Source organism: Pantoea sp. CFSAN033090 (genome assembly GCF_001264395.1).
In the GTDB taxonomy this organism is placed as follows: Bacteria; Pseudomonadota; Gammaproteobacteria; order Enterobacterales; family Enterobacteriaceae; genus Pantoea; species Pantoea agglomerans.
This window is the reverse complement of sequence record NZ_LGYX01000004.1, coordinates 431,729-457,048: the sequence shown is the minus strand read 5'-3', so window position 1 is coordinate 457,048 and position 25,320 is coordinate 431,729. Positions and strand designations below refer to the sequence as shown.

Sequence of the window (25,320 nt, the reverse complement as noted above, 5' to 3'; positions counted from 1 at the left end):
GAATCAGTTCCTTTAAGAAGTCGTTTCAAATCAGTCTGCCAGCAACGCGCCCGAAAGTCTCATCAGGCTGCGCCGCAATCGCAGAAAATTTCTCCCTGCGATTGGCTGCAATGCCGCAGTTCGTGCCATCATTAGCGGGCTAAGCAAAAAACATCGAAAGGATATTATCGTGGCTGTGCGGCATTTTTTTCTGATTCTGATGGTGGTTTCAATCTGGGCCTTCAACAACGTTGCGGTGAAATGGGGCCTGCTGGAGCTTCCGCCACTTTTCCTGACGTTTATGCGCTTTGTGGTCGTCGCCATCGTACTGGTACCGTTTTGCCGGATTAACCGTCAGCAGCTACCCTGGCTGTTGCTGCTGGCTTTCACGTTCGGTTTTATGCACTTCTCGCTGCTGTTTGTCGGCCTGCGCTATACCGATGCCGGCACCGGCGCGATTGTGGTTCAGCTCGGTACACCCATTGCCATGCTGCTGGCGATGGTGGTGCTGAAAGAGAAGCTGAAGCTGGTGCAGCTGATGGGCATTATGATCTCGCTGAGCGGCGTTGTCGTGCTCTCCGGCAGCCCGACGATTCCGTCGTGGTGGGTACTTTGTCTGTTGTTGTGCAGCGCCACCGGCTGGGCTGTCAGCAACCTGATTGTGAAAAAGTCACCGCCGATTAAACCGCTGACCATGACCGGCTGGATTGCGTTTCTGGCCATTCCTGTCGTCGGCGCATCCAGTCTGTTGATGGAATCACATCAGCTCTACGCCCTGCAAAATGCGGGCTGGCATGGCTGGTTTGCCATTCTTTACAGCGCTATCGCCTCGTCGATTGTCGCCTATACGCTGTGGTATATGCTGCTGAAGAAATATAACGTCAACCTGATCATGCCCTACTCACTGCTGACGCCGGTATTATCCGTGCTGATGGGGATTGTGGTGCTGGGCGACAGCCTCAACAGCTTCAAGATTATCGGTGCGTCGCTGGTAATCCTTGGTACCGCTATTGCCGTAATCAACCTGCGTAGCCTGCGGATGCATGCCCGCTTCCCGCGCCTGCGGCGGCGTTAATCCCGCGTGCTATGCTTGAGAAATCACTTCTCTCAGGAAGCACAACATGGACTCACCGCTTGCCGCCTCTCTCTGGCAGCAGATGCAGCAGGGATTGCGAGGTCGCGATGCCGCCTGGCCTCTCCCCGCCTTCGTTGATCGCGCCACCTTCTCTTCTGCCTTTGCCGTCAGTGAACTGGCGGCCACCAGTATCGGTCTGGCAACGCAGGCTGCTGCTGCGCTTATCGCCACATCCCGCCCTGAACTCTCTCCGCCCGTCACCGTTAACGTCCGGCTGGCGTCACGCTGGTTTCAGCAGAGCTTCCATCCGCTGAATCGCGCGGCACCCGCGATGTGGGATGCGTTTGCCGGTGACTATCGCAGTCAGGATGGCTGGATCCGTCTGCACACCAACGCCGCACATCACCGGCTGGCGATGGAGCGGGTGCTGGGCGCGCACGCCGATCGCGCAGCACTGGCGCAGCAGGTGCAACAGTGGCAGGCCAGCGAACTGGAGCAGGCCGTTATTGATGCGGGTGGCTGTGCCGCAGAGATGCGCAGTGCCGCCGCCTGGCAGCAGCATCCGCAGGGCCAGGCCGTGCAGCGCGAACCGCTATTTAGCTGGCAGACCACACAACAGGCAGCGGCGCCGGCGTGGCCGCTGGCCGAAGCTCGTCCTTTACTGGGCATCAAAGTACTGGATCTGACGCGGATTATTGCCGGGCCGGTCGCTACCCGTTTTCTTGCCAGCCTGGGAGCCAGCGTGCTGCGCATCGATCCGCCCGGCTGGCAGGAGCCGACGCTGGATGAAGAGATGAGCTGCGGCAAGCGACGAGCGGTGCTGGATCTGACTCAGACCGCCGATCGCGAGCAGTTTATCCACCTGCTGCGTGAAGCGGACGTGCTGGTGCATGGCTATCGGGCAGATGCGCTGGAACGGCTCGGGTTTGACGCGGAGACCCTTCAGTCACTCTCACCCGGTCTGGTTGATGCCGGCCTGAATGCCTGGGGCTGGCAGGGTCCGTGGCGCAATCGCCGGGGTTTTGACAGTCTGGTGCAGATGGGATGCGGCATTGCTGAAAGAGGCATGCAGTGGCAGCAGAGCGATAAACCGGTCCCGCTGCCGGTGCAGGCGCTGGATCATGCCAGCGGCTATCTGCTGGCGGCGGCGGTGCTGGAGGGATTACGGCGACGCATTACTGAGGGCCACGGCAGCCAGGTCCGGCTGTCGCTGGCGCGCACCGCGTGGCTGTTGCAGCAGCATCCCACCGATCAGCGCACAGGCTCCGGCATTGCGCCGCAGGTTAAGGATAACCTGCCCTGTTACGAATTAACGCCGTGGGGGTTTGGAGTGAGGCTGCGAGCGGCCGCCTGGCTGCCCGGCACCCCACAGCTCTGTGCGACGCCTGGCTGTGCGCCGGGTACGCACCCGGCGACGTGGTGAAGCAATACATTAGATAATTAGAAAAATAATGTTGATGACATTAGATTTCCATATTATTATTTACACATGACTCAGGGACGAAGTTCATTGAAACGGGGTGCAGAATGGTCAGGGTAGACTGGTCCAGGCGGGCATTGAAGCACCTTATGAAGATCGACAAACGTTACCAGAAAATCATTTACCAGAAGGTGGGTGAGTTAGTCAGTTTCCCGGTCGTCACACTGGACATTAAAAAAATGCAGGGCAGCGATAACCACTACCGGCTGCGGGTTGGCAACTACCGGGTCCTTTTTACGTTAACCGGTGGCGAACCGGTGATTCTGGAAATTACAGAGGTAGCAAGAAGAACATCCGTCACTTACTAAAGTTTTTGGGATACCGGCATAGCCTTACGCACTCACGACCTCTGCTGCGACACACAATTACCCGGATAAACTATGTCAAAACAGTACATCTATGATGAAGCAGGCAAACCCCAGTTTGTGGTCTTGCCGGTGGCGGAATATGAAAGGCTGCTCTCGGCCAGCGATGGCGAATGGGAGACTATTCCTGTGGAGGCTGACGAGCACGACGATGAGACGATCCCGCACGACGTTGCAGGGATCATGATTGAGCAGGAAGTGAGTCTTCAGGCGGCCTGGCGCATCTGGCGGGGGCTCAGCCAGCATGATGTGGCTCAGCAGTTGGGAACCACGCAAAGTGCGATCTCTCAACTGGAGCGTATTGAAAGTAAGCCGCAGAAAAAGACGCGTGAACGTCTCGCAAAACTGTATGGCTGCCGACCCGGGCAGTTAATCCTGTAAGCCGATTAAGAGGGTTCAGGTGCCCGAAAAAAAGCACGCCGTATCCAGAGAATCCCCCCAGAACCCATTGAGAAAGATGATTCAGCACTGTGCGCCGGGTACGCACCCGGCGACGTGGTGAATCAGGCGTCAGGCGTCTCTTCGCTGCTATCCAGCAGTTCGTTGTACATCGCCTGGATCGCTTCGCGGCTCAGCATGGCAAGAGTACGATAAAAAGCGGTGGTCGCGTGCGCTTCCACTTTCCCCAGGAAAGCACCGCACCACGGCAGCAGATACTCTTCAAACAGCGCCATCTGCGCCGCGCTCTCATCTTCCGCTGACTGATCTTCCAGCCATGACGCAGCCAGCATCAGCACACCAAAATGATCAGCAGGCGCATCGCTCAGCGGCATTCCGCGTGACGTTAAAAACGCACGCACTTCTGGCTCCGTTTTGCCTTCCGGCCACTGTGAGGCGTACGGCGGCACGTTGCAATCGCTGCCAACAAACAGCGCGTTGTAATCGGCGGCCAGCGCCTGGGGATCGCTGTTCTGTTGCAGACGGGTCAGCAGCTCATCCTGCTCCAGCGGCCACTGCGACTGCAGTTTGCCTTCACGCAGCAGCGTAAACAGCGGCACCAGCAGCGGGTCCTGCGGCTGACGATTAAACAGTGAGCCGATCACGCGGCACAGAATGGAAAACTCATTCATGAGTCAGATTTCCTTGAGGCAAGTAAATTAAAAGTCAGCCAGTTCAGCAATATGTTTGCCGCTGCGCTGCTCCAGAAAGTCGAGCAGGCGACGCGGCGTGACATTTAACACCCGATCCTCAGGAAAATCCACCTCGCGGGCGATGCGCAGGCAATGTTCAAAATTTCCGAGCGTAAACGCCGTATGGGAATCGGAGCCAAATGCCAGCCGTCCACCGGCATCGGCGGTCTTAACAACGGCGATGACCGGGACTCTGAGTAATCCACCCTTACACCTGGCTATCTCAGCCAGAAAGTGAGTTCATACTTCAGAAAAAATCTTAAAGCAACTGGTTAATTTTGCATAGAAAACTTCAGAATACATCATCCAGCAACTTCTGATTCTGATGAACTATTAGCCAGGCGGAATGAAGATATGCAATAACAGGCTCATCAAACTCGTAAATTTTCATAAAAAAATAGAATAAAATAAAAAGCACTTTTCATACGGGGGCTTACCTCCACTAGTAATAGCGAAAATATTTTCCACAAAAATAAATAATTAAAAGGATCCATAGAAAAGCGAACAGCAGACCATATGTAGGAAAAACGCTTACAAAAAAAATGGCCCCGACCAGACCGGCCGCTGGTGGTATAAGTCCAAAGAAGGATTGACTTACCCAGGCATATAGCCAGCGAAGGATCGCCTTCATTTTATTAAAATCTTGTTTAGTAGATTTAAAATCTGCTCTTCGCTAGTGGAACCTGAATTTTTCAAATAGATTATTTTAGACATTTCCGGCTCAATCAAATAATAGAACATTTCTAAATTAGCATTATATAAGTCGAAGTAATACTCCGCATCATCGAAGCGTAATTTTCTTGCTGCTTTTGTGGCAATCTCAAACTTACCATAAAATTTAAAAGCGGTTACGGCATACGAACTTGTAGCATTAATTACATTAATATGTGACTGTTTGAAATCCCGGGATTGTGTAATAACGAGCGCGATTAACTGTGCTATAGCAAGTTTAGAGAATTTACCAGAAGCATAATCAGACGCTTTTTCAGCTAACAGTCTCTGTATGTTCTGGATGCCTGTATCACCAATACGGCTCAGTTTTTTTCTGAAGTATATTTCTACCATCTCTAAAACCACGTCCTGCCGGGTAAACAGCATTCTGAGTTGCTTCAGGTATCGCAAATCTTCCTGCTTAAGTTGATTACAAACATCCTTGTAGTCATCAAAAAAGCATGAACCATAGCCGCTTGCACGTTGAGCGCCAGACACAATCCCCCTTCCTGTATCAAGCATTGTTTGATGTAACTCAGCAAGTGCCTTCTCAAAGTTAAGCGCAATGGTTCGCTCTGCCTGAAGTTTAATCTTAAGATAAGACATGCTCATACTCATCCCTTTGTGTAGAATTCCTTATGCAACGATTGTATACTGAAGTGAAAGGTATGCAAAGAGAATGGCTTATGAAAAGGATCAAGTGGCTGGCTTTATACACCGTATTTACTCTATTTTATCTTATAGTGATCCCGGAAATCATCTTCAGAACCCTTTCGGAAGATGCTTACATGAAGCTCGGTGAAATCGTAAATCCATTTCAAATTTTCCCTTCAACAGCGAATGCATTATTCATAGCAATAATAATTTCAGCTTTGCTATTAGCATGGTTAACTATTAAATTAGTAAAGCGCGTTACCAGGCGTGGTAATTCTACGCTTTGATCTAACGCGATCAATAAAGAGCAGAGTAGAACTTAAAGTTTACGCCATTACCCGCCCGGACGAACCGCCCCGTTGACATTGCTAACCCGAACGATTGAGACCATTTTTCAGTTATTAAGTGCTCTCTCAGCTTTAAGCTTCAGGTCTTGCCACACGCCCTTTCCGGGCTGATAAGAGAACACGTTACGGTAAAATACTCGCCTCAGTCATTATATCCCCGCAGATAAAAGCGGGGATTTTCATCATGGTGAGCGTGTTGCTTACCTGGCATGGCGCTAAAAGTCAGCCAGTTCAGCAATATGTTTGCCGCTGCGCAGCTCCAGAAAGTCGAGCAGGCGACGCGGCGTGACATTTAATACCCGATCCTCAGGAAAATCCACCTCGCGGGCGATGCGCAGGCAATGTTCAAAATTTCCGAGCGTAAACGCGGTGTGGGAATCGGAGCCAAATGCCAGACGTCCACCGGCATCGCGCACGGCGGCGGCGATAGCCCGACAGTTCGGTTCACTGCCCGGACGCGAATGGGTAAAGGAGGAGTTGTTCAGCTCCAGCGCCACATCGTAGTGCGCGGCTGCCTCGGCGATAGCCGTGATATCGACCGGGAATTTCGGGTTGCCTGGATGACTGATGATATGGACCAGCCCGCCCGCCATCGCGGCGATCATCGCATCCGTGTGATGTTTCCGGTCGCGCGGCGCATAAACCGGCTCGTGAAAACCGGCGACGATCAAATCCAGCGCATCGAGCATCGGGCCGGAACAGTCGATTTCGCCCTGCTGATTTTTAATATTGGCTTCGATACCGCGCAGAATACCCACGCCATCGATCACGCGCGGCCAGACGCGCATATTAATGAAGTGCCAGTAGTGCGGCGCGTCGGCCATGTCGGGGCCGTGATCGGTAATGGCAAACAGTTTCATGCCGGTTTGCTTCGCCTGAGTCACGTAGTCGTGCAGCGTGCTGTAAGCATGCGTGCTGGCGATGGTGTGCATATGCAGATCTACCGGATACATCCTCTTCTCCTGCTGATTGCCCCTGACGGGGCCGGTTCATTAATAGCCGCGCTGACGATCCACCCTGCCCTGCGGCGGCTCGCCTGCCTGGTCCTGGGTGATGGCGCGGGCGATGTAGTCGATAGCTTCGTCGATCAAGGTTACCGCCGCATTATGGGGCGTGATCGTGACGCGCGGATGTGACCAGAGCGGATGCGCTTCGGGCAGCGGTTCAACCTGAAAGACATCCAGCGCCGCCGCTTTCAGCTGCCCGCTATTGAGCGCGGCCAGCAGATCTTCTTCCACCACCTGCGCGCCACGCGCGATGTTGAGGAAGAAAGCGCCGTGCGGCAGCTGCTGTAAAAAGTGGTGGTCGATAAGATTAATGGTCTCGTGCGTGCTCGGCAGCAGGTTGATCACCACCCGCGTCTCCTGCAGAAAGGCAGGCAATGCATCGCGACCGGCAAAGCTGTTCACGCCATCAATTTCTTTGGGCGAGCGGCTCCAGACGCGTAACGGGAATCCCCAGGGTTTAAGGCTTTCCGCCACACTCTGCCCCAGCACGCCCGCCCCCAGGATGCCGATAGTAAAGTTTTCACGCGTGTAAGCGGGCAGTGGCTGCCAGCACTGTTGCTGCTGCTGGAGACGGTAGTCGTCAAAACGGCGGAACCAGCTCAGTACGCTATGAACCGCATACTCCTGCATCTGCCGCGCCATGCCGGTATCTTCCAGCCGGTACAGTGGCACGCTGTCGGGCAGCATCTCAGGGTTCTGCTGCAGTTGTTTCAGAATCTCGTCCACGCCTGCCCCCAGCGCAAAGACGCCGCGCAGAGTGGCGCGTCCCTGCAGCATTTCTGTGGGGGGCGAACGGACCAGCGCGTAATCAGCCGGACCACTATCGCCTGGCTGCCAGGCACGCACCCGCGCCTGGGGCAGACGCTGTTGTAAACCGTTAATCCAGGCCGCTGCAGACTGCGACGGGTGATACCAGATGATCTCCATCCTGCTCTCCTTTTTTTCTTTCAGCGTCAGGGAAAAGCGAGGTGAGAGCAAGAAAAAACCAGCGTAATAAAGCGGTTTTTTCCATAAAAATAATTCCCGTGGCTTCACATTTCCGGCTCGCTTCAGGGTGAAGTGGTCAGATAAGGTCTAAAGTTGGTCCTGTGGTCAATGCGTTACGCGCGGCCGCGTTTCGGACAAGGAGAAAAACCGATGACAAAAATTGAGGTAAACGCCGCTCCACGGCGTCAGCGTTATGCGCCCTTTCTGCTCACGTTGCTGCTGAGCGTACCCGCCTTCACTGCCCAGGCCGACGACAACAGTCGCATGCTGAATAATCAGCCGCAGCCGCCTGACGTTCGTTTAGGACCGCTGTTTAATGCCGTGCAACAGGCGAAGTTCTATCCCGATCAAAAGACCTTTGCGGATGCGGTGCCGAAATTCGATCCCGCCTCAATTCTTGCCGACTGGCAGATGCAGAAGAAACAGCGCAATTTCGATCTTAAGCGCTTTGTGGATGCCAACTTTACCCTGCCCGCGGCTGGTGACAAATATGTGCCACCAGCCGGACAAAACCTGCGTGACCACATTGATGGCCTGTGGCCGGTGCTGACGCGCACCACCAGCAGCGCCGGTCAGTATGACTCGCTGCTGCCGTTGCCCAAACCCTATGTGGTGCCAGGCGGGCGCTTCCGTGAAGTCTATTACTGGGACAGCTACTTCACCATGCTGGGGCTGGCCGAGAGCGGGCACTGGGATAAAGTGCAGGATATGGTGGATAACTTCGCCTCGCTGCTCGACCGCTATGGCCACATTCCCAACGGCAACCGCAGCTACTATCTGAGCCGGTCACAGCCGCCGTTCTTCAGCCTGATGGTCGATCTGCTGGCGACGCACGATAACGGCAAAGCCTATACCCGTTATCTGCCGCAGCTGCAGAAAGAGTATGACTACTGGATGGCAGACAGCGATAAAGTCGCGGCGGGCGCAGCCAGCAAGCGCGTGATTAAGCTGGCGGACGGCAGCCTGCTCAACCGCTACTGGGATGCGCGCGACGTGCCACGTACAGAATCCTGGATGGATGACATTGCCACCGCCCAGAAAGCGCCGCAGAGGAATAAAGCCGAACTCTACCGTGAGCTGCGTTCCGGTGCGGCGTCGGGCTGGGATTTCAGTTCGCGCTGGTTTACCGATGCGCATAACCTGTCGACAATTCGTACCACGCAGCTGGCCCCGGTTGACCTCAACAGCCTGCTGTTCCATCTGGAGCAGACCCTGTCGAAAGGCTATCAGATGAACAAGCAGAGCGATCTGGCGAAGCAGTTTGCCGATCGCGCGGAGAAGCGCCAGGCGGCGATCAACCGCTATCTGTGGGACAGCAAACAGAACTGGTACGCCGATTATGACTGGCAGAAAAAGCAGGTCCATCCTCAGCTGACTGCTGCCGCGCTGTTCCCGCTCTATCTGCAGGTCGCCAGCGATAAGCAGGCTGAAAGCACCGCCAGCGCAGTGGAAAAACAGCTGCTGAAACCTGGTGGTCTGGTGACCACCACCGTGAACAACGGTCAGCAGTGGGATGCACCCAATGGCTGGGCACCGCTGCAGTGGGTTGCTGTGGAAGGTCTGGAGCATTACAACCAGCCAAAACTGGCGAAAGAGGTGGGATTACGCTTCCTGCAAAACGTTCAGAACACCTATGACCGTGAGCATAAGCTGGTGGAGAAATATGTCGTTGATGGCAAAAATCTCGGCGGCGGCGGTGGCGGTGAATATCCGCTGCAGGATGGCTTCGGCTGGACCAACGGCGTCACGCTGAAACTGCTGGATAAGTACTGCCCGAAAGATAAAACCTGTAACAGCGCCCACGATATTCCGCAGGCGTCTGCCTCACAACCTTAATCCACTCTGGATACCTCTGGCCTTGCCGGGGGTATCCCCACTTCATTTCCGCGAATTTTACTTGACCTTCTTTCATCAACAGGCAAAATTGCAGCCAATTTACAAAAGGTAATAATTCTCATTATGATAATGAGATTGCCTATCAAAGCTTTTATTCACCTGCCTGAACCTTTGCCAAGAAAGGAATTTTGATGAAACTGTCATTGTCGCTGAAAGGTTATGTTCCCCTATGCACCCTGGCGCTGACCGCGCCTGCTCTGAGTTATGCTGCCGATATGGTGGTAACCGCGCAACCGCAGGAAGATTCGACCTCGCCGACCCAGGGCTATCTGGCGACGACCAGCCAGGGCGCAACCAAAAGCGATCGTCCGCTCATCACCACGCCGCAATCGATTTCCGTGGTTACCCGCCAGCAGATGCAGGATCAGGGCGCGCTGACCCTGAATCAGGCGCTGGGCTATAGTTCCGGCGTCTTCACCAACTTCGGCGGTGCCGCGACCCGTTACGACACCATTGCCCTGCGTGGCTTCCATGGCGGCGATGTCGATAACACCTTCCTCGACGGCATGCGGCTGATGAGCGACGGCGGCAGTTTCAACGGCCTGCAGGTGGATAACGCCTTCCTTGAGCGCATCGACGTGATCAAAGGCCCCTCTTCTGCGCTCTATGGTCAGACCGTGCCGGGCGGACTGGTGAACATGGTCACCAAGCGTCCTCAGTTCAGCGAAGAGGGTCACATCCAGTTGCAGGCGGGCAGCAACGCCACCACCGGCACGATGTTTGACTACACCAATGCCATCAACGATCAGTGGGCGTTTCGCCTGACCGGCGTGACCCGCAACAGCGATACCCAGTACGATCACACCCGCGAAGAGAAATATGCGCTGATGCCGCAGCTGATGTGGCAGCCGGATGAAGATACGCATCTGATCCTGAAAGCCTATCTGCAGAAGGATCCGTCGGGCGGCTATCACGGTTCGGTACCGGGTGACGGCAGCCTCACCGAACACAACGGCTACAAGCTGAGCAACGGCTTTTATGAGGGCAACAGCGATCTCGATCAGTTCAAGCGTCGCGAGCAGATCTACAGCTTCGATTTCGCCCATCGCTTTAACGACGTCTGGTCATTCTCCTCGACCGGCAGCTACAGCCACTCGAATGTCGATCTCGATCAGGTCTATCAGATTGGCTGGGACAGCGTGAATCCCGATCTGCTGAACCGCTACTACTCTGGCGAGCGCTCGTCGCTCTCGGCCTGGTCCACCGATAACCGCTTACAGGCAGAGTTCGGCACCGGCGAGCTGGAGCACCGCGTCACCCTGGGTGCTGAGTATCATCGTTATAAAAATGAGATCACTGCCGCTGGCGGCTCTGCCAACCAGCTTAATGCACGGACTGGTGAACAGGTTGGCGACATGCCTGATTACACCTGGGCCGATAAAACCCGTCGCTACTATCAGACCGGCCTCTATCTGCAGGATGAGATGAAGCTGGATCGCTGGCATCTGGATCTCTCCGGTCGTTATGACCGCATTGTCGCCAATAACAGCGGCAGCGATCGCCGTCAGGATGATCACATCAGCGGCCGCGCAGCACTGCTCTATGCCTTCGACAACGGTATCTCGCCTTACGTCAGCTGGAGCCAGGCGATTACCCCGACCGCGCTCACCGATCCCAACAACAACCTGCTGAAGCCAACTACCGCCGAGCAGTATGAAGCTGGGGTGAAATATCAGCCGGTCGGCACCCGCGATCTCTATAGCGTGGCGGTCTATGACCTGACGCAGAAAGATGTGGCGAACCGCGACGTGCTGACGGCGACTTATACGCCATCGGGCAAAGTGCATTCACAGGGCATTGAGCTGGAAGCGCATAATCAGTTAACCCCGCGTCTGAGCACCGTGGCGAGCTATACGCTGAATCATCTGCGCTTTAAAGAGTCGGTAGATGGCAACGACGGACATACGCCATATGTCACACCCAACAGCATGGCTGCACTCTGGGGTCACTATCAGTTTGATTACGGTCTGAGTGCGGGTGCGGGCGTGCGTTACATCGGCAAACAGTGGGCGGACAATGAAAACACCACGCGCGTGCCGTCGGTGACGCTGTTTGATGCGTCAGTGCGGGCCGATCTCGGCGTCTGGAACAGCAGCCTGAAAGGTGCCTGGGTGCAGGTCAATGCCAATAACCTCACAGATCGTACCTATGTAGCGGGCTGTTACGGGACGGGCTATTGCTACTGGGGCGCAGAGCGCAGTGTAATGGCGACAGTCGGTTACGACTTCTGATAGCAGAGTGAGAGATAAAAAAAGGGGACGAATCGCTTCGTCCCCTTTTTCGTTTAAACCTTTACGGTCAACTGCGTACTTTGCGGTAGATAAACAGCACCACGATGGCACCGATAACAGCGACCACAAAACTTCCGAAGTTAAACCCATCGACGCGGCCGAAGCCAAACAGCGTACTGATCCAGCCACCCACTACTGCACCGATAATACCCAGAACGATAGTCAGAATGAAACCGCCACCGTCTTTACCCGGCATAATCCACTTAGCCAGAATACCTGCGATTAAGCCAAAGACGACCCAGGAAATAATACCCATCTGTTGCTCCTTCCTTTTTTGATTAAATCGTGAACGCCTGATTAATCAAGCGATTTACCGCGATAAGTATAACCAGCTTTTCAAAAAATGCCTGCCTGCTCACAGTTATTATTGATGAATAGCATGCTAAAGCTTTTTTTTGCCGCGCCGATAACCGAGACGAGGCAAAAAAACCGCATCAATAAAGTAACCCCCCTTGTGGAGCAGGACGTGAAAGAAGCCGACCAGGAACAATATCTAAAACGTGGCACGCTGGCGGTTCTTGGCGTTATGAAAGATCTGCTGCGATTGCAGACGCCATTACTGGTGCGCTTTCCGCGTGGGCAGTTTATCAGCCGGATGCTGGCTGCCGATGAAGATCGCCTGCTGTTTGACCTCGGCAGTAATAATCTGGATAACGATTATGCCCTGACCAGCGACGATCTCAGTATCACCGCGGAAACCTACGGCGCTAAAGTGGAATTCAGCCTCGCCGCGCTGGAAATCGTGGAGTTTGAAGGGTTACCCGCTTTCAGCGCGCCGCTGCCAGACCTGCTGTGGCAGATCCAGCGACGTGAGTTTTTCCGTGTCTGCGCTCCGCTGGAGCCGCAGTTCTGGTGTCATACCGTGTGGCCCGATGGCAGGAAAACGCGCCTGCGTCTGCAGGATCTGTCGCTGGGCGGTATCGGCGTGCTGGTCGATGAAGCGCTGCCGGACGGGTTGCAGGACGGTGACAGTTTCAACCCGTTCCGGGTCGAGCTGGGCGAGTATGGCCATTTTGACGTGCCGGTAAAGCTGCTGAGCATTGGCGAGCGCAGCGTGGTGACCGGCAAAAATGAAACCCGCATCACACCGCGACTGAGCTTTCGTTTTGCCACGCTGAACCCGGCGCAGGAGCGGCAGCTTCAGCAGATTATTTTTGCCCTTGAGCGCCTGGCTCGCGATAAATCGACCCGATTCCAGTAACCGCTTTACGGATGCGCCACACAGGTGGGCCGCATCCAGGCTATGCTTCTTGCTTGTTTTCTTTTAAACCGGAACCCAGCAAGGAGACCCTCCCCAATGGAAAACTGGCTCTCTTCACGTCGTTTTCACTCCCTCTTTTTTAATCAGGAACTCTGGTTAAACAGCGCCATCGTGGTGGTGTCCACGCTGGTGATTTACTGGGTATTACGTACCCTGATTCGCTTTATCTCCAACCGGATTGCCCTTTACAGCGAACATCGTCATGTTCGCGCCACTGCGATTCTGGTGGAGATATTGCGCAGTACCAGCCAGACCCTGCTGCTGATCTTTTCGCTGCTGATTGCCCTGAAGTTTGTCGATCTGCCCGCGTCGTGGAGTGTAACCATCGCGCACGGCTGGTTCCTGGCGCTGATTGTGCAGCTCGCTCTGTGGCTCGACTGTGGCATCCGGCTATGGCTGAAAAGTCTGCTGCGTGACCCGCTGCACGTGCGCAACCCGGTCACTACGGTGATCCTGGGGATTCTGCTGCGGGTGGTGGTCTGGATCATGATGTTCCTGGCCATTCTGTCGAACATGGGCATCAACATTACCGCACTGGTCGCCAGCCTGGGAGTCGGAGGTATTGCGATTGCGCTGGCGATTCAGACCGTACTGAGCGATGTGTTTGCTTCGCTGGCAATAGGCTTTGATAAGCCGTTTGAGCATGGCGATTTTATTGTCTTTGGTGACATTGCCGGTTCCATTGAGCACATCGGCCTGAAAACCACCCGACTGCGCAGCCTGAGCGGCGAGCAGATTGTCTGCTCAAATACCATTCTGTTGCAGCAGACGATCCACAACTATAAGCGCATGCAGCAGCGCCGCATCGTCTTTAAGTTTGGTATCAGCTACGCCACGCCGTCAGAGCAGGTCCGTGAGATCAGCCCGCTGGTGAAAGAGATTATCCAGGGCGTTGAGACCACCCGTTTTGACCGTGCCCACTTCCTGGCCTTTGAGGATTCAAAACTGACCTTCGAAGTGGTCTATTTTGTGCTGGATGCGGATTACAACAAGTACATGGATATTCAGCAGGAGATTAACCTGCAGCTGATGGCAGCACTGGAAGAGCGAAATATCCGCTTCGCCTTCCCGATTCGTCAGGTGGAGTTCAGCGGCGGCAATCTGCCACCGGTGGATCTGGTTGCGGTGCAGAATGACGATGACGAGGTGCGCAGAATGGCGCGCTAAATCAGTGCCCGCCTTTCTTTTTCAGAAGTGGCGGGCATACAAGCCGGTGCGGGCGGAATCGTGACCGCACCGGCTGCTTCATCCCCTGCATTCAGCCGTTCCGCCTTACCGCTTACTGATGCCGGTAGCAGCTCACGCCGAGATACTCACTGAACGCTTCCTGCAGCACACCAGCCGTGGCAGAGTGGTTCATCGCCACATGATGCTCAAAGCCGTTACGGCAGATCCACGCCAGCAGTGTCTCCAGCTGCGGCACCTGGATCACCGCACGGCAACCTACCGTGTCCAGCGGATCGGTGACCGACATTCCCTCTCCCACATAGGCTTTGATTTCGCCGCTGAAGTCGTCGGTAGAGAGGCGGAAATAGGTCAGATCGCCCTGCTTCATGCGGCCATGCACTGCGCCACAGGTGTTCTCTTTGCCCACGGTGGTGCCGATGATATCCGCCGTGCCCATGGTCGCTGACTCCAGGCTGGCGCTGGCGAAATTACCACAGTGAAACAGCACACATTTGTCCCGCTCGTCGCCAAAGTTGTTGTTCCAGTCTGCCAGCGAGGCGGGGTTCAGCGAGCAACTGGCGAGCGCATACATCGACAGCGCCCCCATCACATCCACTTCGCAGGCGCTGGGCATCAGCTGGCCCGACATCACGCTCATGATTGAGCAGACGTTAATGCCCAGGTTCTCCTGCAACGACGTCCAGCACTGGATGGCGGTGGTATCGATATCGTTGTCGCTGATCCACTCGCTGATCACCACAAACAGTTTGGCCATGGTCACCAGTTTGTCACCCGGAATCCCCCGCGCATCGGCGTTGGCCTCCAGGATTTCACGCTTCTCTGCCACGCGGATATCGTCATCGCGCAGCCGGTTGGTGCGGGTAAAGATCTCCGATAAATCCAGGGTCTCCACCGCGATGCCCATCTTCTCCAGCAGCTTTTCGCTGTAGCGCACGGTGTTGAATCCGGCGGGCCGGGCACCAATTGCCCCGACGCGTACCCGGCGCATGGCATTCACCACCCGACAGAGCTGGCTGAACCGCTGCAGATCCTGCATAAACACGTCGCCGCTCAGTGCGCAGACGTGCTGGCGGGTCAGCGTAAACGGGATGCCATATTGCCGCAGGTTGTTGCAGAGTGAAATTTTGCCGCAGAAGCTGTCGCGGCGGGTCGCCAGCCCCATTTTATCCAGATTGTCCTCTTCGGCCTGCACCAGCACCGGCACGTTCAGCCCGGCGAGACGCAGCGCTTCCGCGATGGCTTTTTCATCACCAAAGTTTGGCAGCAGCACCACAATGCCGTGAATCGCTTCGCGGTGCTGACGAAACAGCGCGGCACAGGTTTTCGCCTCCTGACGCGTCTCGACGCCGCCCAGATTGGTCTGGGTCTCATCCAGCATCACCGTATTAATGTTCATCTTTTCAAACAGCGCGACCGCCTGCTGGCGCGCCTCGCCCACCAGATAGCTGGGAAAAAAACCCCGGTTGCCAATAATGACGCCGAAGGTTAACTGCTGAGGAAGTGTTGACATGGCTCTGCTCCGGATAAGGATTAATGTGGCTGATAACGACAGCGTGCAACGGCGTCAATCCAGCCTTTATAGTTTTCCTGCATACGCTGCGCGTGCTCTTCACGCGGCATGATGACGCTGCCGCCCTGCAGCGCCTGCATATCACTGCCCTGCTGCCACCATCCCAGCACTTTGCCTGCCAGCAGTGCCGCGCCCAGCGCGGAGACCTCGGCGGTAGGCACCCGCTGCAACGGCCGCTGTAACACATCCGCCTGTAACTGCATCAGCCAGCTATTTTCGGTGGCGCTGCCATCCACACAGAGCGCAGGAAGCTGCTGGCCGCTGGCCTGCTCCATGGCAAAAAAGACGTCGGCGATTTGCCAGACGATCGACTCCAGCGCCACCCGCGCCAGCACGGCGGGTGTGGCGGCATCCGTCAATCCGCACACCATGCCGCGCGCCTGCAGATCCCACCAGGGCGCGCCCAGGCCAGAGAGCGCCGGGACAAAATAGATGCCCTGATTGTCGTCGCAGCGCTGCGCCATCGCGGTGAGCTCGCGCGGCTCCTGCACGCCGAGCACTCTGCCCAGCCAGGCGGCACCGGAACCGGTGTGGGTAATGTTGCCTTCAAAGGCATAACGCAACGTGCCGTCATGCCAGGCCACGGTGGTGCTGAGGCCATTTTCCGTCAACAGCGGCGTCGCCATGGACATCATCAGGGAAGACCCGGTGCCGTAGGTAGCTTTCACCACTTCAGACTCGCCGCGCCGCTGCGCCTGTAAGGCGGCATGAGAGTCGCCGATGCGCGCCAGAATCGGCGTGCCTGGCGCTAAGCCGGGAATATCATTCACCGCGACCACGCCCTGTTCACTGGCTGAAGCGGTGATGCGCGGCAGCGCGGCGCGCGGCAGTTGAAACAGCGTCAGCAGCTCGTCGTCCCAGTCATTAAGATGCAGGCTGTAGAGTTGAGTACGGGAGGCGTTAGCATGATCGGTAATAAATACCTCGCCGGCGCTGAGCTGCCAGCTGAGCCAGCTGTCGACCGTGCCGATACAGAGTTCACCCGCCGCCGCCCGCGCCGCGCCGTCAGGAATGGCGGCCAGCATCCCGGTCAGCTTGGCGGCCGGAAACATCGGGTCAACGGCCAGGCCGGTCAAACCGGTGATGCGAGGTGCTTTGCCCGCCTGATGCAGGTCGCGACAGAGTGACTCGGATCGTCGATCCTGCCAGCTCACCAGCGGCGTCAGCGGCTTGCCGTCACGCCGCTGCCAGATCAGCACCGACTCGCGCTGATTACTGATCGCCACAGCCGCGACAGGCGCGCCACCACAGGCTGCCAGGCAATGGGTAATGGCCTCTTTTACCGCCTGCCAGATCGCCACAGGGTCCTGCTCAGCCAGTCCCGGTAGCGGATGTTGCAGGGTTAAGCTCTGGCTGCCGCGTGCCACCACACGGCCATCGCGATCAACCGCAATCGCTTTAGCATTGGTAGTGCCTTCGTCGATCGCCAGAATCAGGGGTCCCACCATGTTTATGCTCCTGCGCAGATGCGCGCTGCACTGTTCACCACGCTACTGGCATCAATGCCATGATGGGCACGGGTAGAGGCGCGATCGCCGGCAATTGCATATTCCCCATCTGCAATGCCGAGCCGCAACAGCGGGATGCCGCAGCCGCCTTCCGCCAGCACTTCGGCCACCAGGCTGCCGACACCGCCATTAACGTTATGCTCCTCTACGGTAATCACCGCTGGGTAGTGATTTAACAGGTTGCGCAGCTGTTGGGTATCACAAGGTCGAATCGATGGAACCGCGATCACACCGGCTGAAATGCCCTGCTCAGCCAGTTGCTCAGCAGCGTGAACCACCTCGTGAACCGTTGAGCCCATCGCCACCAGTGCGATGTCGCTGCCTTCACGCAACAGGTCGATCGCGCCCGGCCTGAACTGATAGCTTTCCGCGTGCAGCTGCGGCAGATCTTTGCCATCCAGACGGATATAGACCGGCCCGACATGCTCAAGGGCGTAATCGATGATCTGACGGCACTCCAGCGGGCAGGAAGGCGCATAGATCTCGATGTTGCCGAAACCGCGCATCACCGCGATGTCATCAATGCTGTGATGCGTGCTGGCTAACGGGCCATAGCTGGTCCCGGCATTCAGCCCGAACAGTTTGACGTTGGTGTTGTTGTAGCAGACGTCGACTTTTACCTGCTCATTGGCGCGTGACACCAGAAATGGCGCGGCGTTACAGGTCACTGCGACTTTGCCGCCCAGCGCCAGACCGGCCGCCGTGCCCACCAGCGTCTGCTCAGCGATGCCGACGTTAATCAGCCGGTCGGGAAAGGCCTTGATAAAGGGGGCGATTTTGGCCGTCGACGTGGAGTCCGCTACCACCGGCACCAGATCCACACCGCGATTCACCGCGTCGATAAAGGCCGTGACCATGACGCTTGCTAAATGTTGTGCATTACTCATCTTTCAGTTCCTCCAGTGCCAGTGCGATCTCTTCGCCTTTCGGCACCCGGTGATGCCATTCCGCCTTGCTCTGGATAAAGGAGACGCCAAATCCCTTCTCGGTATGCGCCACAATCACCTGCGGTTTGCCGTTCTTCGGCAGGTTTTCAATGGTGTCGACCACCGCCGCCATATCATTGCCGTTGCATTCGGTGACCTCCAGCCCGAAGGCGCGCCATTTTTCCGGCAGCGGATCGGTGTTCATGATGTCGCGGGTCGCGCCCGCCAGTTGCAGCTTGTTTTTGTCATTGATGATGATCAGGTTGTCGAGGCCGTAATGCGCCGCCACCAGCGCCGCCTCCCAGTTGCTGCCTTCAGCCAGTTCACCATCGCCGGTCACCACAAAGATGCGGCGCGGGCTGTTATCTTTTTTCGCCGCGATAGCGATGCCCACCGCCACCGGCAGGCCGTGACCCAGCGCGCCGGTGTTCAGCTCAACGCCCGGCGTTTTCTGCCGTACCGGATGGCCGGGCAGATGCGAGTCGGCATGCTGATAGGTTGCCAGCCACTCGGTCGGGAAGTAGCCCGCTTCCGCCAGCACGCAGTAATAGCCCCCCACCGCATGCCCTTTGGACTGGATATAGATGTCACGCTGATCGTCGTCTGTACGATCCGGTGCGCAGTTCAGAATGCGGAAGTAGAGCGCGGTGAGGATCTCTACCTGTGACAGGTCAGCGCCGGTATGACCGCCTGCCGGGCTGCCCGCGTTAAGCTGGATGATGCGGCGGCGGATTGCCCGCGCCCGGCGCTCAAGGTCATCGACCGGAAGATTGAAAGGATTCATAAACTACCTCTGAATTTTAAATCGGTTATGAATATATATTCACGTCGGTTAAAAAATTTTGTGCCTGAAAAAAAGGAGCTAATAAACTGAACCGCCCTTTGTTCGCTATTCTGCCCTTTAAACCGGGCAGGCCGTCCACTGCCAGGAATCACTCAGCGGCACCCGCTGTCCGGTTCAACGCACTTTCCCGTCAGGGTTTTGCCGGTGTCCCCTCCTCGATTAACGCTTTCTGAGCCACCACGGCCGCCTTCTGCTGCATCCGGCTCTGGGTCTGGTCGATGATCACCGCGATGATAATCACAATGCCTTTGATCACCATCTGCCAGAATTCACTGACACCCATCATGATCAGGCCATCCGCCAGAAAGCCGATGACGAACGCACCAATCAGCGTGCCGAGGATGGTGCCGCGTCCGCCCGCCAGCGACGTGCCACCCAGCACCACGGCGGCAATGGCATTCATCTCAAACGCGGTGCCGTTAGCCGGATGGCTGGCGACCAGTTGCGATGAGACCACGATGCCAGCAATCGCCGCGCAGAATCCTGACAGGGTGTAGACCAGAATTTTTACCTGCCGGGTTTTCACACCCGACAGTTCAGCGGCACGTTCATTGTCTCCGATGGCATAGACCTGACGGCCAAACGGCAGGCGACGGGCGATGTAGGCGATCACCAGCGCCAGCACCACCATCATCCAGATGGCGTAAGGCAGCCCGAGAAAGGTTCCGGCACCAATCCGATCGAAACCGGTATTGCCCAGCAGCGGATTCCCCTGCAGACCGGGAAAGGTCTCGCCACCGGAGGTAAGCATCGCCGCGCCGCGCAGGATGTACATGGTGCCGAGGGTGCAGATAAAGGGTGCCACGTTGTAGCGGGTAATGATCCAGCCGTTGCCCGCGCCAATCAGCGCGCCGATCAGCAGCACCACCGGCACAATCACCCAGACGCTGGGAAAAATAGCGATGCCAAACATCGGCAGCACAATGCCTTTGGTAATCAGCCAGCCGGCGATCATGCCGCACAGTCCCAGCGTCGCCCCAATCGACAGGTCAATTCCCGCGGTGATAATGACAAAGGTGATGCCCAGCGCCAGAAAGGCGTTGATGGCGATATGTTTCACCATGATCACCAGGCTGCCGGTGGCGAGAAAGTCCGGCACGGTGATGGCGAAGAAGCCGACGATCAGAATCAGCGCAATAAAAGTGCGCAGCTTCAGAAGCAGCAGCAGAATGCTTTCACGTGAACTGAACGCCTTAGCCGGAAGTGTGGTCAGCGCGACGCTGTCATTGCTTTTCATGCTCAGAACCCCTGCGCACTTGCTTTCACCAGCGCTGCCTCTTCCGCCTGGTCGCGGGGAAGATCAGCCGTAAGTTTGCCGCCCGACATCACCAGGATGCGATCGGCTACCGCCATAATCTCTTTCAGGTCCGAGGTGGAGAAGAGAACTGCAATGCCCTGCTGCGACAGCGCCACCATCATGCGAAACACCTCTGCTTTTGCACCGACATCAATGCCGCGACTCGGCTCATCCAGCAGCAGCAGACGCGGATTGGTCAGCAGCGCGCGGCCAATCACCACTTTCTGCTGGTTGCCACCACTCAGCGCGCTAATGGCCACGTCCGGCGAGGAGATTTTGATCGCCAGGTTGCCCACCGTCTGGCTCACCGCCTGCTGCTCCGCCTGGTGGGCAATGGCAAAGCGATGTGACAGACGCCGCCACAGGCTGGCGATGGTGAGATTACTGGCGACCGATGAGACCGGGAAAATCCCGGCGCGTTTGCGATCTTCCGGCACCAGACTCATGCCCATGCGGATACGGTCGGCGGTGGGCAGACGGGTCGGCAGCGGTTTGCTGTCGAGCCACAGCTTGCCCAGATAGTGGCGCTGACTGCCAAGCAGACACTCAAACAGCTCGGTGCGGCCTGCGCCCATCAGCCCGTAAATCCCGACAATTTCCCCGGCCCGCACCTGAAAACTGACGTCATCCACCAGGGTATTGCCGTTGGGGCTGACGCAGGTAATGTGCTGCGCCTCCAGCACCGGCGCGCCAAACTCACGCGCTTCCGGCAGGAAGGTGGTGACCGGTTCACTGCCCAGCATCTCACGCACGATCCACGGCACATCGATGCTGCTGACCGGCGCTTCTGCCTGAAAGCGCCCGTCGCGCAGAATGGTGATCACGTCGCCAATCGCCATCAGCTCCTCCAGCCGGTGGGAGATGTAAATCACGGTAACGCCCTGCTGCGTCAGGTCGCGGATCACACGGAACAGGATCTCCACTTCGGTTTTGCTCAGCGCCGAGGTCGGCTCGTCAAGGATCAGGATGTCTGCATCTTCCGCCAGCGCTTTGGCAATCTCGACCAGCTGCTGCTGACCCACTTTGAGATTACCGACCCGCTCATGGGGTGAAATTGGCTGATCCAGGCGCGCCATCAGCGCGGCGGTGCGGCGAGCCTGCTCCGCTTCGTTGATAGGGGCCAGGCCGCGCTGGATCTCCCGGCCCAGAAACAGGTTTTCAGCCACCGTCAGGTTCTCAAACAGATTCAGCTCCTGGTGCACCATGCCGATGCCGTGCCGGGCGGCGTCGCGGGTGCTGCTCAGCGTCAGCGGCTCGCCATTCAGGAACAGCGAACCGGCCGTGGGTTGCTGTACCCCGGCCAGAATTTTCATCAGGGTCGATTTTCCCGCCCCATTCTCACCGATGATGACGTTAACTTTGCCGCGCCAGACCCGATAGTCGACGCGTTCCAGCGCCAGCGTGCCGGGAAACAGCATCGATATCTGTTCGGCCCGCAGAATGATCTCATCGTCCATCAGGGCGTCCCCCGCTTCAGCTCAACCGCTACCACATCTTCAACGCTGTTCTGCCCGATGGTTACGGCCAGCAGCGCCTGCACCGGCTGGTTGACCCAGCTGGCATCCAGCGGTGGCAGTTGCTTCACCGCGTGACGGTTCAGCGCCCGCGTCAGCTGGGCGTACTGCACCTGATTGGTAAACTCTTCGAAACGGAAACCGGCGGCATCCCGGATAGCGTTACTGCGCAGCACCGGCCCGACACTGACCGCCACCGGCTTGCCGTTAATCATCAGCGTCAGCGTGCGTTCACGCGGGTTACTCTCATCAAAGGCGCTGGCTTTACCCCCGGCTCGCACGAAGACGCTTTCGCGCCCGCCGGGTTTGACCGTCTGACTTTTCGCCTCCATGTCGGCCCAGCTCAGCGCATGGCTGTTCGCGGTGGTCATCACGCGCGGCTGCCAGGTCTCTTCCGCAATCTGCTGCGGTGTCTGGGTGGTATAGCTGGGTTTCGCGTGCGGATCCTTCGGCAGAATCGGCTTACCGTCCGCGTCCAGATCCACCACGGTGCAGGCGCTGAGCAGCGCCATACCGGTCAATACCGCCAGCATCCGTTTCATGGTTATTTCGCCAGGTTGAAGTTTTTCAGCTTAGCGGCGTTGCTGTCGTCAATCAGCACGCAGTCCATCAGCTGCTTCTCCTGTTTCTGCGCTTTGCCGTTCTTCAGGTAGTAATCCGCCTGCGTGACCGCCATCTGCGCCTGATCCCAGCCCGGCTGCAGCACCGTCGCTTTAATATTGCCTTTGTTGAGGATCGAATCCCGGGTGTAGTCGCTGCCATCAAAGCCCACCACGATCACCGATGTTTTCCCGGCGGCTTTCAGCGCGGCTTCGGCACCCAGCGCCATGGTGTCGTTACCGGAGATGACGCCAACGATGTTGGGGTGTTTCTGCAGCAGGGTTTCCATGCGGCTGAAGGCTTCGGTCTGACTCCAGTTGGCGCTCTGCTGAGCCACCATTTTCATGTCGCTGTAGTCATCCAGCACATCGTGATAGCCCTGCGACCGCACGCCCGCGTTAGTGTCAGACTCTTTGCCCAGCAGTTCAACATAGTCCCCTTTGCCGCCCAGCAATTTCGCAAATTTCTCCGCGCCCAGCTGCGCCCCCTGATAGTTGTTAGAGACGATCTGCGCCACCGCGATGCCGGTTTTGTTGATCTCCCGGTCAATCAGGAAGGTCGGGATCCCGGCATCTTTGGCTTTCTGCACCGGCCCGACGGTGGCGTCGGCACCAGCGTTATCAAGAATGATCGCTTTGGCTTTGCGCGCAATCGCGGTCTCAATCAGCTGGTTTTGCTTGTTTACGTCATCATCGTGCGACGCCACCAGCGTGGCGTAACCCAGCTCTTTGGCTTTCGCTAAGGCCCCTTCCGCCTCGGCTTTAAAGAACGGGTTGTCATGGGATGGGGTGATAATCGCCAGCAGGCCTTGCTCTGCCGCCAGCGCGGTCGCTGAAAAGGCGAGCATCGATGCGAGCAGGGTCAGTTTGATCAGAGGACGAGTCATTATTTTTCTCCGCTTGAATATATATTCACACGCGATTTTATATGCATAATGACTATGCGCCCGCGCTGACGTGCCGTCCAATGCGCGATCGTCAAAAAGCGAAAACGATCACAAATTAGCCTGCGTTGTGATTTTGATCATCCTGGTTAACAATACCGGGCAGAATCAGAGAGGGAAAAACCGATGGCAAAACAGGATGAACAGCGATTGATGGTGAAAATTGCCACCCTTTACTATGTCGAAGGGTTGAAGCAGTCAGAGATTGCGCAGTCGCTGACCTTATCGCAGTCGTTTGTCTCACGCATTCTTAATCGCAGCGTGAAAGAAGGTGTGGTCAAGATCAGCGTGGTGCCACCAGCCAACGTCTACCCTGAGCTGGAAAAGGCCATTGAGCAGACCTATAACCTGCCGCAGGCGATTGTGGTGGATGTGCCGGACCAGGCGTCGTCGCTGCAGATTAAGCAGGCGATTGGATCGGCGGCCGCTCACTATCTGGAGACCCGACTGCGAAACGATGAGCTGATTGGTATTTCGTCATGGAGCGGCACGATCCGGGCGATGGTTGATGCGCTGCATCCGCTCAACAGCGCCTGCAAAGGGGTGATCCAGCTGCTGGGTGGCGTCGGGGCTAACGGCAATGTGCAGGCCACGATTCTGACGCAAAATCTGGCGGCGCTGCTGAACTGCCCCGCCTGGCTGCTGCCGTCCCAGTCGATTGAGCATTCGGTCAGCGATCGCCAGCGGCTCTCTGCCAACGCAGAGGTCGCCGAGGTGCTGAGTAAATTTGAGCAGGTCGACCTGGCGATTGTCGGCATTGGCGATCTGGAGCCGTCGGCGCTGTTACGTAATTCGGGCAACTACTACGATGGCAGGATGCTGCAAACGCTGGCGGCGCGCGGCGCGGTAGGCGATATCTGTCTGCACTATTTCGACGCCTGCGGACAGCCGGTGCTGAAAGCAGAAGAAGATCCGGTGATTGGTATGGAGCTGGCGCAGGTAAAACAGTGTCCACAGGTGGTCGGGCTGGCAGGCGGAAGAGAGAAAGCGCAGGCGATTCGCGGTGCGCTGCTGGGCGGCTACATTAAGGTGCTGATCATCGACTATCCCACGGCGCGGCTGCTGCTCACGCCGCAGGATTCATCACAACCGGTCAGATAGTGCGGTAAGCCGTGGTGACTTTCCACAGATAGCGCGGGGCCTGCGCCGCCGGATGCTTGTTCTGCACATGCTGATAGAACTCATCCGGTGACATCGCATTGATCATCGCAATGGCCCGATCGCGATCGCTGGAAAAAGTCCGCAGTAACGCCCCTGCGCCGTTGGCATAAGAGACGATGGTGGCATAGCGCAGGGTCAGCGGATCGCGGATGCCCGACAGCGCGGAGTTCTGCAGAATGCGGATATAGGCGGTGCCGATATCAATATTTTTGGCCGGATCGCGCAACTCGGCATTCGACGGCTGACCACGACGGCCCAGCGTGCGATAAACTTCGCGCCCGGCGGTCGAAGCTTTAATCTGCATCAGCCCCACCGCATTTGAACGGCTTACCACGCCCGGATTTCCACCCGACTCGACACTGATAATGGCGCTGATCAACTTCTCATCAACGCCATAATGACTGGCGGCATCTTCGGTAAACATCGCCCAGGTGCCATTGACGCTGGACGGCGGTGCCTGAGTTAATGGCGTGTTGCGCTGCTTAACGGCATGGTGCGGTGGCTCGCTGGCACAGCCGGTCAGGAGTAACGCTGAGAGTATAAGGTGTCGGATTTTCAGCAATTTTTCATCTCGTAGCTGTTGTGG

Annotated in this window: 23 protein-coding genes and 1 pseudogene; 9 read left to right on the top strand and 15 right to left on the bottom strand. The window is 56.9% G+C overall.

Going from position 1 to position 25,320, the window contains the following annotated elements; all coding sequences use genetic code 11:
- Window positions 1–169 precede the first annotated feature (169 nt).
- From AFL22_RS05620 to AFL22_RS05605, 4 genes are all read left to right on the top strand, one after another.
- Window positions 170–1,054 carry an EamA family transporter gene (locus tag AFL22_RS05620; RefSeq protein WP_010669895.1) on the top strand — a complete coding sequence of 295 codons (885 nt, stop codon included), beginning with the start codon at window positions 170–172 and terminating at the stop codon, window positions 1,052–1,054.
- A 46-nt stretch (window positions 1,055–1,100) separates the two neighbouring features.
- Complete coding sequence (locus tag AFL22_RS05615; protein ID WP_052270929.1) at window positions 1,101–2,477, top strand: CoA transferase; 1,377 nt, start codon at window positions 1,101–1,103, stop codon at window positions 2,475–2,477.
- 104 nt (window positions 2,478–2,581) lie between these two features.
- On the top strand, window positions 2,582–2,842 hold the full coding sequence (locus AFL22_RS05610) for a type II toxin-antitoxin system RelE/ParE family toxin (protein ID WP_033757353.1): 261 nt from the start codon (window positions 2,582–2,584) through the stop codon (window positions 2,840–2,842).
- A gap of 72 nt (window positions 2,843–2,914) precedes the next feature.
- Entirely contained in the window at window positions 2,915–3,280 is a 366-nt protein-coding gene (locus AFL22_RS05605; protein WP_010246157.1) for a helix-turn-helix transcriptional regulator, read from the top strand.
- Window positions 3,281–3,402: 122 nt separating this feature from the next.
- Here AFL22_RS05605 and AFL22_RS05600 read toward each other — a convergent pair whose 3' ends face one another.
- The 5 genes and pseudogenes from AFL22_RS05600 to ghrA all read right to left on the bottom strand — a co-directional run bounded on the left by AFL22_RS05600 (window position 3,403) and on the right by ghrA (window position 7,675).
- Window positions 3,403–3,969 carry a molecular chaperone gene (locus tag AFL22_RS05600; RefSeq protein ID WP_010246159.1) on the bottom strand — a complete coding sequence of 189 codons (567 nt, stop codon included), beginning with the start codon at window positions 3,967–3,969 and terminating at the stop codon, window positions 3,403–3,405.
- Between the two features lie 27 nt (window positions 3,970–3,996).
- Window positions 3,997–4,191 (bottom strand): annotated as a pseudogene (locus AFL22_RS05595) (phosphatase); the annotation flags it as partial.
- Between the two features lie 465 nt (window positions 4,192–4,656).
- Complete coding sequence (locus AFL22_RS05590) at window positions 4,657–5,352, bottom strand: hypothetical protein (protein ID WP_064691199.1); 696 nt, start codon at window positions 5,350–5,352, stop codon at window positions 4,657–4,659.
- Window positions 5,353–5,956: 604 nt separating this feature from the next.
- Window positions 5,957–6,694 carry a phosphatase gene (locus AFL22_RS05580; RefSeq protein ID WP_022625827.1) on the bottom strand — a complete coding sequence of 246 codons (738 nt, stop codon included), beginning with the start codon at window positions 6,692–6,694 and terminating at the stop codon, window positions 5,957–5,959.
- A 39-nt stretch (window positions 6,695–6,733) separates the two neighbouring features.
- Window positions 6,734–7,675 carry a glyoxylate/hydroxypyruvate reductase GhrA gene (gene ghrA / locus AFL22_RS05575; protein ID WP_052270927.1) on the bottom strand — a complete coding sequence of 314 codons (942 nt, stop codon included), beginning with the start codon at window positions 7,673–7,675 and terminating at the stop codon, window positions 6,734–6,736.
- Window positions 7,676–7,885: 210 nt separating this feature from the next.
- Between ghrA and treA the strand changes: the two genes are divergently transcribed.
- Together treA and AFL22_RS05565 are read left to right on the top strand one after the other, a co-directional pair.
- Window positions 7,886–9,571 carry an alpha,alpha-trehalase TreA gene (treA, locus tag AFL22_RS05570; RefSeq protein WP_010669886.1) on the top strand — a complete coding sequence of 562 codons (1,686 nt, stop codon included), beginning with the start codon at window positions 7,886–7,888 and terminating at the stop codon, window positions 9,569–9,571.
- Between the two features lie 191 nt (window positions 9,572–9,762).
- Entirely contained in the window at window positions 9,763–11,862 is a 2,100-nt protein-coding gene (locus tag AFL22_RS05565; protein WP_052270926.1) for a TonB-dependent siderophore receptor, read from the top strand.
- Between the two features lie 67 nt (window positions 11,863–11,929).
- On the opposite strand, the gene AFL22_RS05560 is transcribed toward AFL22_RS05565, so the two are convergent.
- Window positions 11,930–12,178: a GlsB/YeaQ/YmgE family stress response membrane protein gene (locus AFL22_RS05560; RefSeq protein WP_010246168.1), complete on the bottom strand. Its 249-nt coding sequence runs from the start codon at window positions 12,176–12,178 to the stop codon at window positions 11,930–11,932.
- Window positions 12,179–12,388: 210 nt separating this feature from the next.
- On the opposite strand from AFL22_RS05560, the gene AFL22_RS05555 reads away from it, so the two are divergent.
- Window positions 12,389–13,123, top strand: a complete 735-nt coding sequence (locus AFL22_RS05555) for a flagellar brake protein (protein WP_031592913.1) — start codon at window positions 12,389–12,391, stop codon at window positions 13,121–13,123.
- A gap of 96 nt (window positions 13,124–13,219) precedes the next feature.
- Window positions 13,220–14,350 carry a mechanosensitive ion channel family protein gene (locus AFL22_RS05550; RefSeq protein ID WP_033771482.1) on the top strand — a complete coding sequence of 377 codons (1,131 nt, stop codon included), beginning with the start codon at window positions 13,220–13,222 and terminating at the stop codon, window positions 14,348–14,350.
- Window positions 14,351–14,462: 112 nt separating this feature from the next.
- Here the strand turns inward: AFL22_RS05550 and AFL22_RS05545 are convergent, their stop codons facing one another.
- The 8 genes from AFL22_RS05545 to AFL22_RS05510 all read right to left on the bottom strand — a co-directional run bounded on the left by AFL22_RS05545 (window position 14,463) and on the right by AFL22_RS05510 (window position 23,516).
- Complete coding sequence (locus AFL22_RS05545) at window positions 14,463–15,881, bottom strand: L-fucose/L-arabinose isomerase family protein (RefSeq protein WP_010246177.1); 1,419 nt, start codon at window positions 15,879–15,881, stop codon at window positions 14,463–14,465.
- Between the two features lie 20 nt (window positions 15,882–15,901).
- Complete coding sequence (locus AFL22_RS05540) at window positions 15,902–17,389, bottom strand: FGGY-family carbohydrate kinase (RefSeq protein ID WP_052270925.1); 1,488 nt, start codon at window positions 17,387–17,389, stop codon at window positions 15,902–15,904.
- 2 nt (window positions 17,390–17,391) lie between these two features.
- Window positions 17,392–18,336 carry a transketolase C-terminal domain-containing protein gene (locus AFL22_RS05535; RefSeq protein ID WP_010246183.1) on the bottom strand — a complete coding sequence of 315 codons (945 nt, stop codon included), beginning with the start codon at window positions 18,334–18,336 and terminating at the stop codon, window positions 17,392–17,394.
- Window positions 18,329–19,159 carry a transketolase gene (locus AFL22_RS05530; protein ID WP_052270924.1) on the bottom strand — a complete coding sequence of 277 codons (831 nt, stop codon included), beginning with the start codon at window positions 19,157–19,159 and terminating at the stop codon, window positions 18,329–18,331. The genes AFL22_RS05535 and AFL22_RS05530 overlap by 8 nt, the downstream gene beginning before the upstream one ends.
- A gap of 190 nt (window positions 19,160–19,349) precedes the next feature.
- Window positions 19,350–20,456: an ABC transporter permease gene (locus tag AFL22_RS05525; RefSeq protein WP_010246189.1), complete on the bottom strand. Its 1,107-nt coding sequence runs from the start codon at window positions 20,454–20,456 to the stop codon at window positions 19,350–19,352.
- A 2-nt stretch (window positions 20,457–20,458) separates the two neighbouring features.
- Entirely contained in the window at window positions 20,459–21,973 is a 1,515-nt protein-coding gene (locus AFL22_RS05520) for a sugar ABC transporter ATP-binding protein (RefSeq protein ID WP_050680009.1), read from the bottom strand.
- Window positions 21,973–22,572 carry a DUF2291 family protein gene (locus AFL22_RS05515; RefSeq protein WP_052270923.1) on the bottom strand — a complete coding sequence of 200 codons (600 nt, stop codon included), beginning with the start codon at window positions 22,570–22,572 and terminating at the stop codon, window positions 21,973–21,975. Before AFL22_RS05515 ends, AFL22_RS05520 begins: the two co-directional genes overlap by 1 nt.
- A gap of 2 nt (window positions 22,573–22,574) precedes the next feature.
- On the bottom strand, window positions 22,575–23,516 hold the full coding sequence (locus AFL22_RS05510) for a D-ribose ABC transporter substrate-binding protein (RefSeq protein ID WP_010246199.1): 942 nt from the start codon (window positions 23,514–23,516) through the stop codon (window positions 22,575–22,577).
- A 183-nt stretch (window positions 23,517–23,699) separates the two neighbouring features.
- Between AFL22_RS05510 and AFL22_RS05505 the strand changes: the two genes are divergently transcribed.
- The gene (locus AFL22_RS05505; RefSeq protein ID WP_010246202.1) at window positions 23,700–24,674 is read left to right on the top strand and encodes a sugar-binding transcriptional regulator; all 975 of its coding nucleotides are present in this window, start codon (window positions 23,700–23,702) and stop codon (window positions 24,672–24,674) included.
- On the opposite strand, the gene emtA is transcribed toward AFL22_RS05505, so the two are convergent.
- The gene (emtA, locus tag AFL22_RS05500; RefSeq protein ID WP_010246204.1) at window positions 24,667–25,296 is read right to left on the bottom strand and encodes a membrane-bound lytic murein transglycosylase EmtA; all 630 of its coding nucleotides are present in this window, start codon (window positions 25,294–25,296) and stop codon (window positions 24,667–24,669) included. The two genes, AFL22_RS05505 and emtA, sit on opposite strands and share 8 nt — an antisense overlap.
- Window positions 25,297–25,320 lie beyond the last annotated feature (24 nt).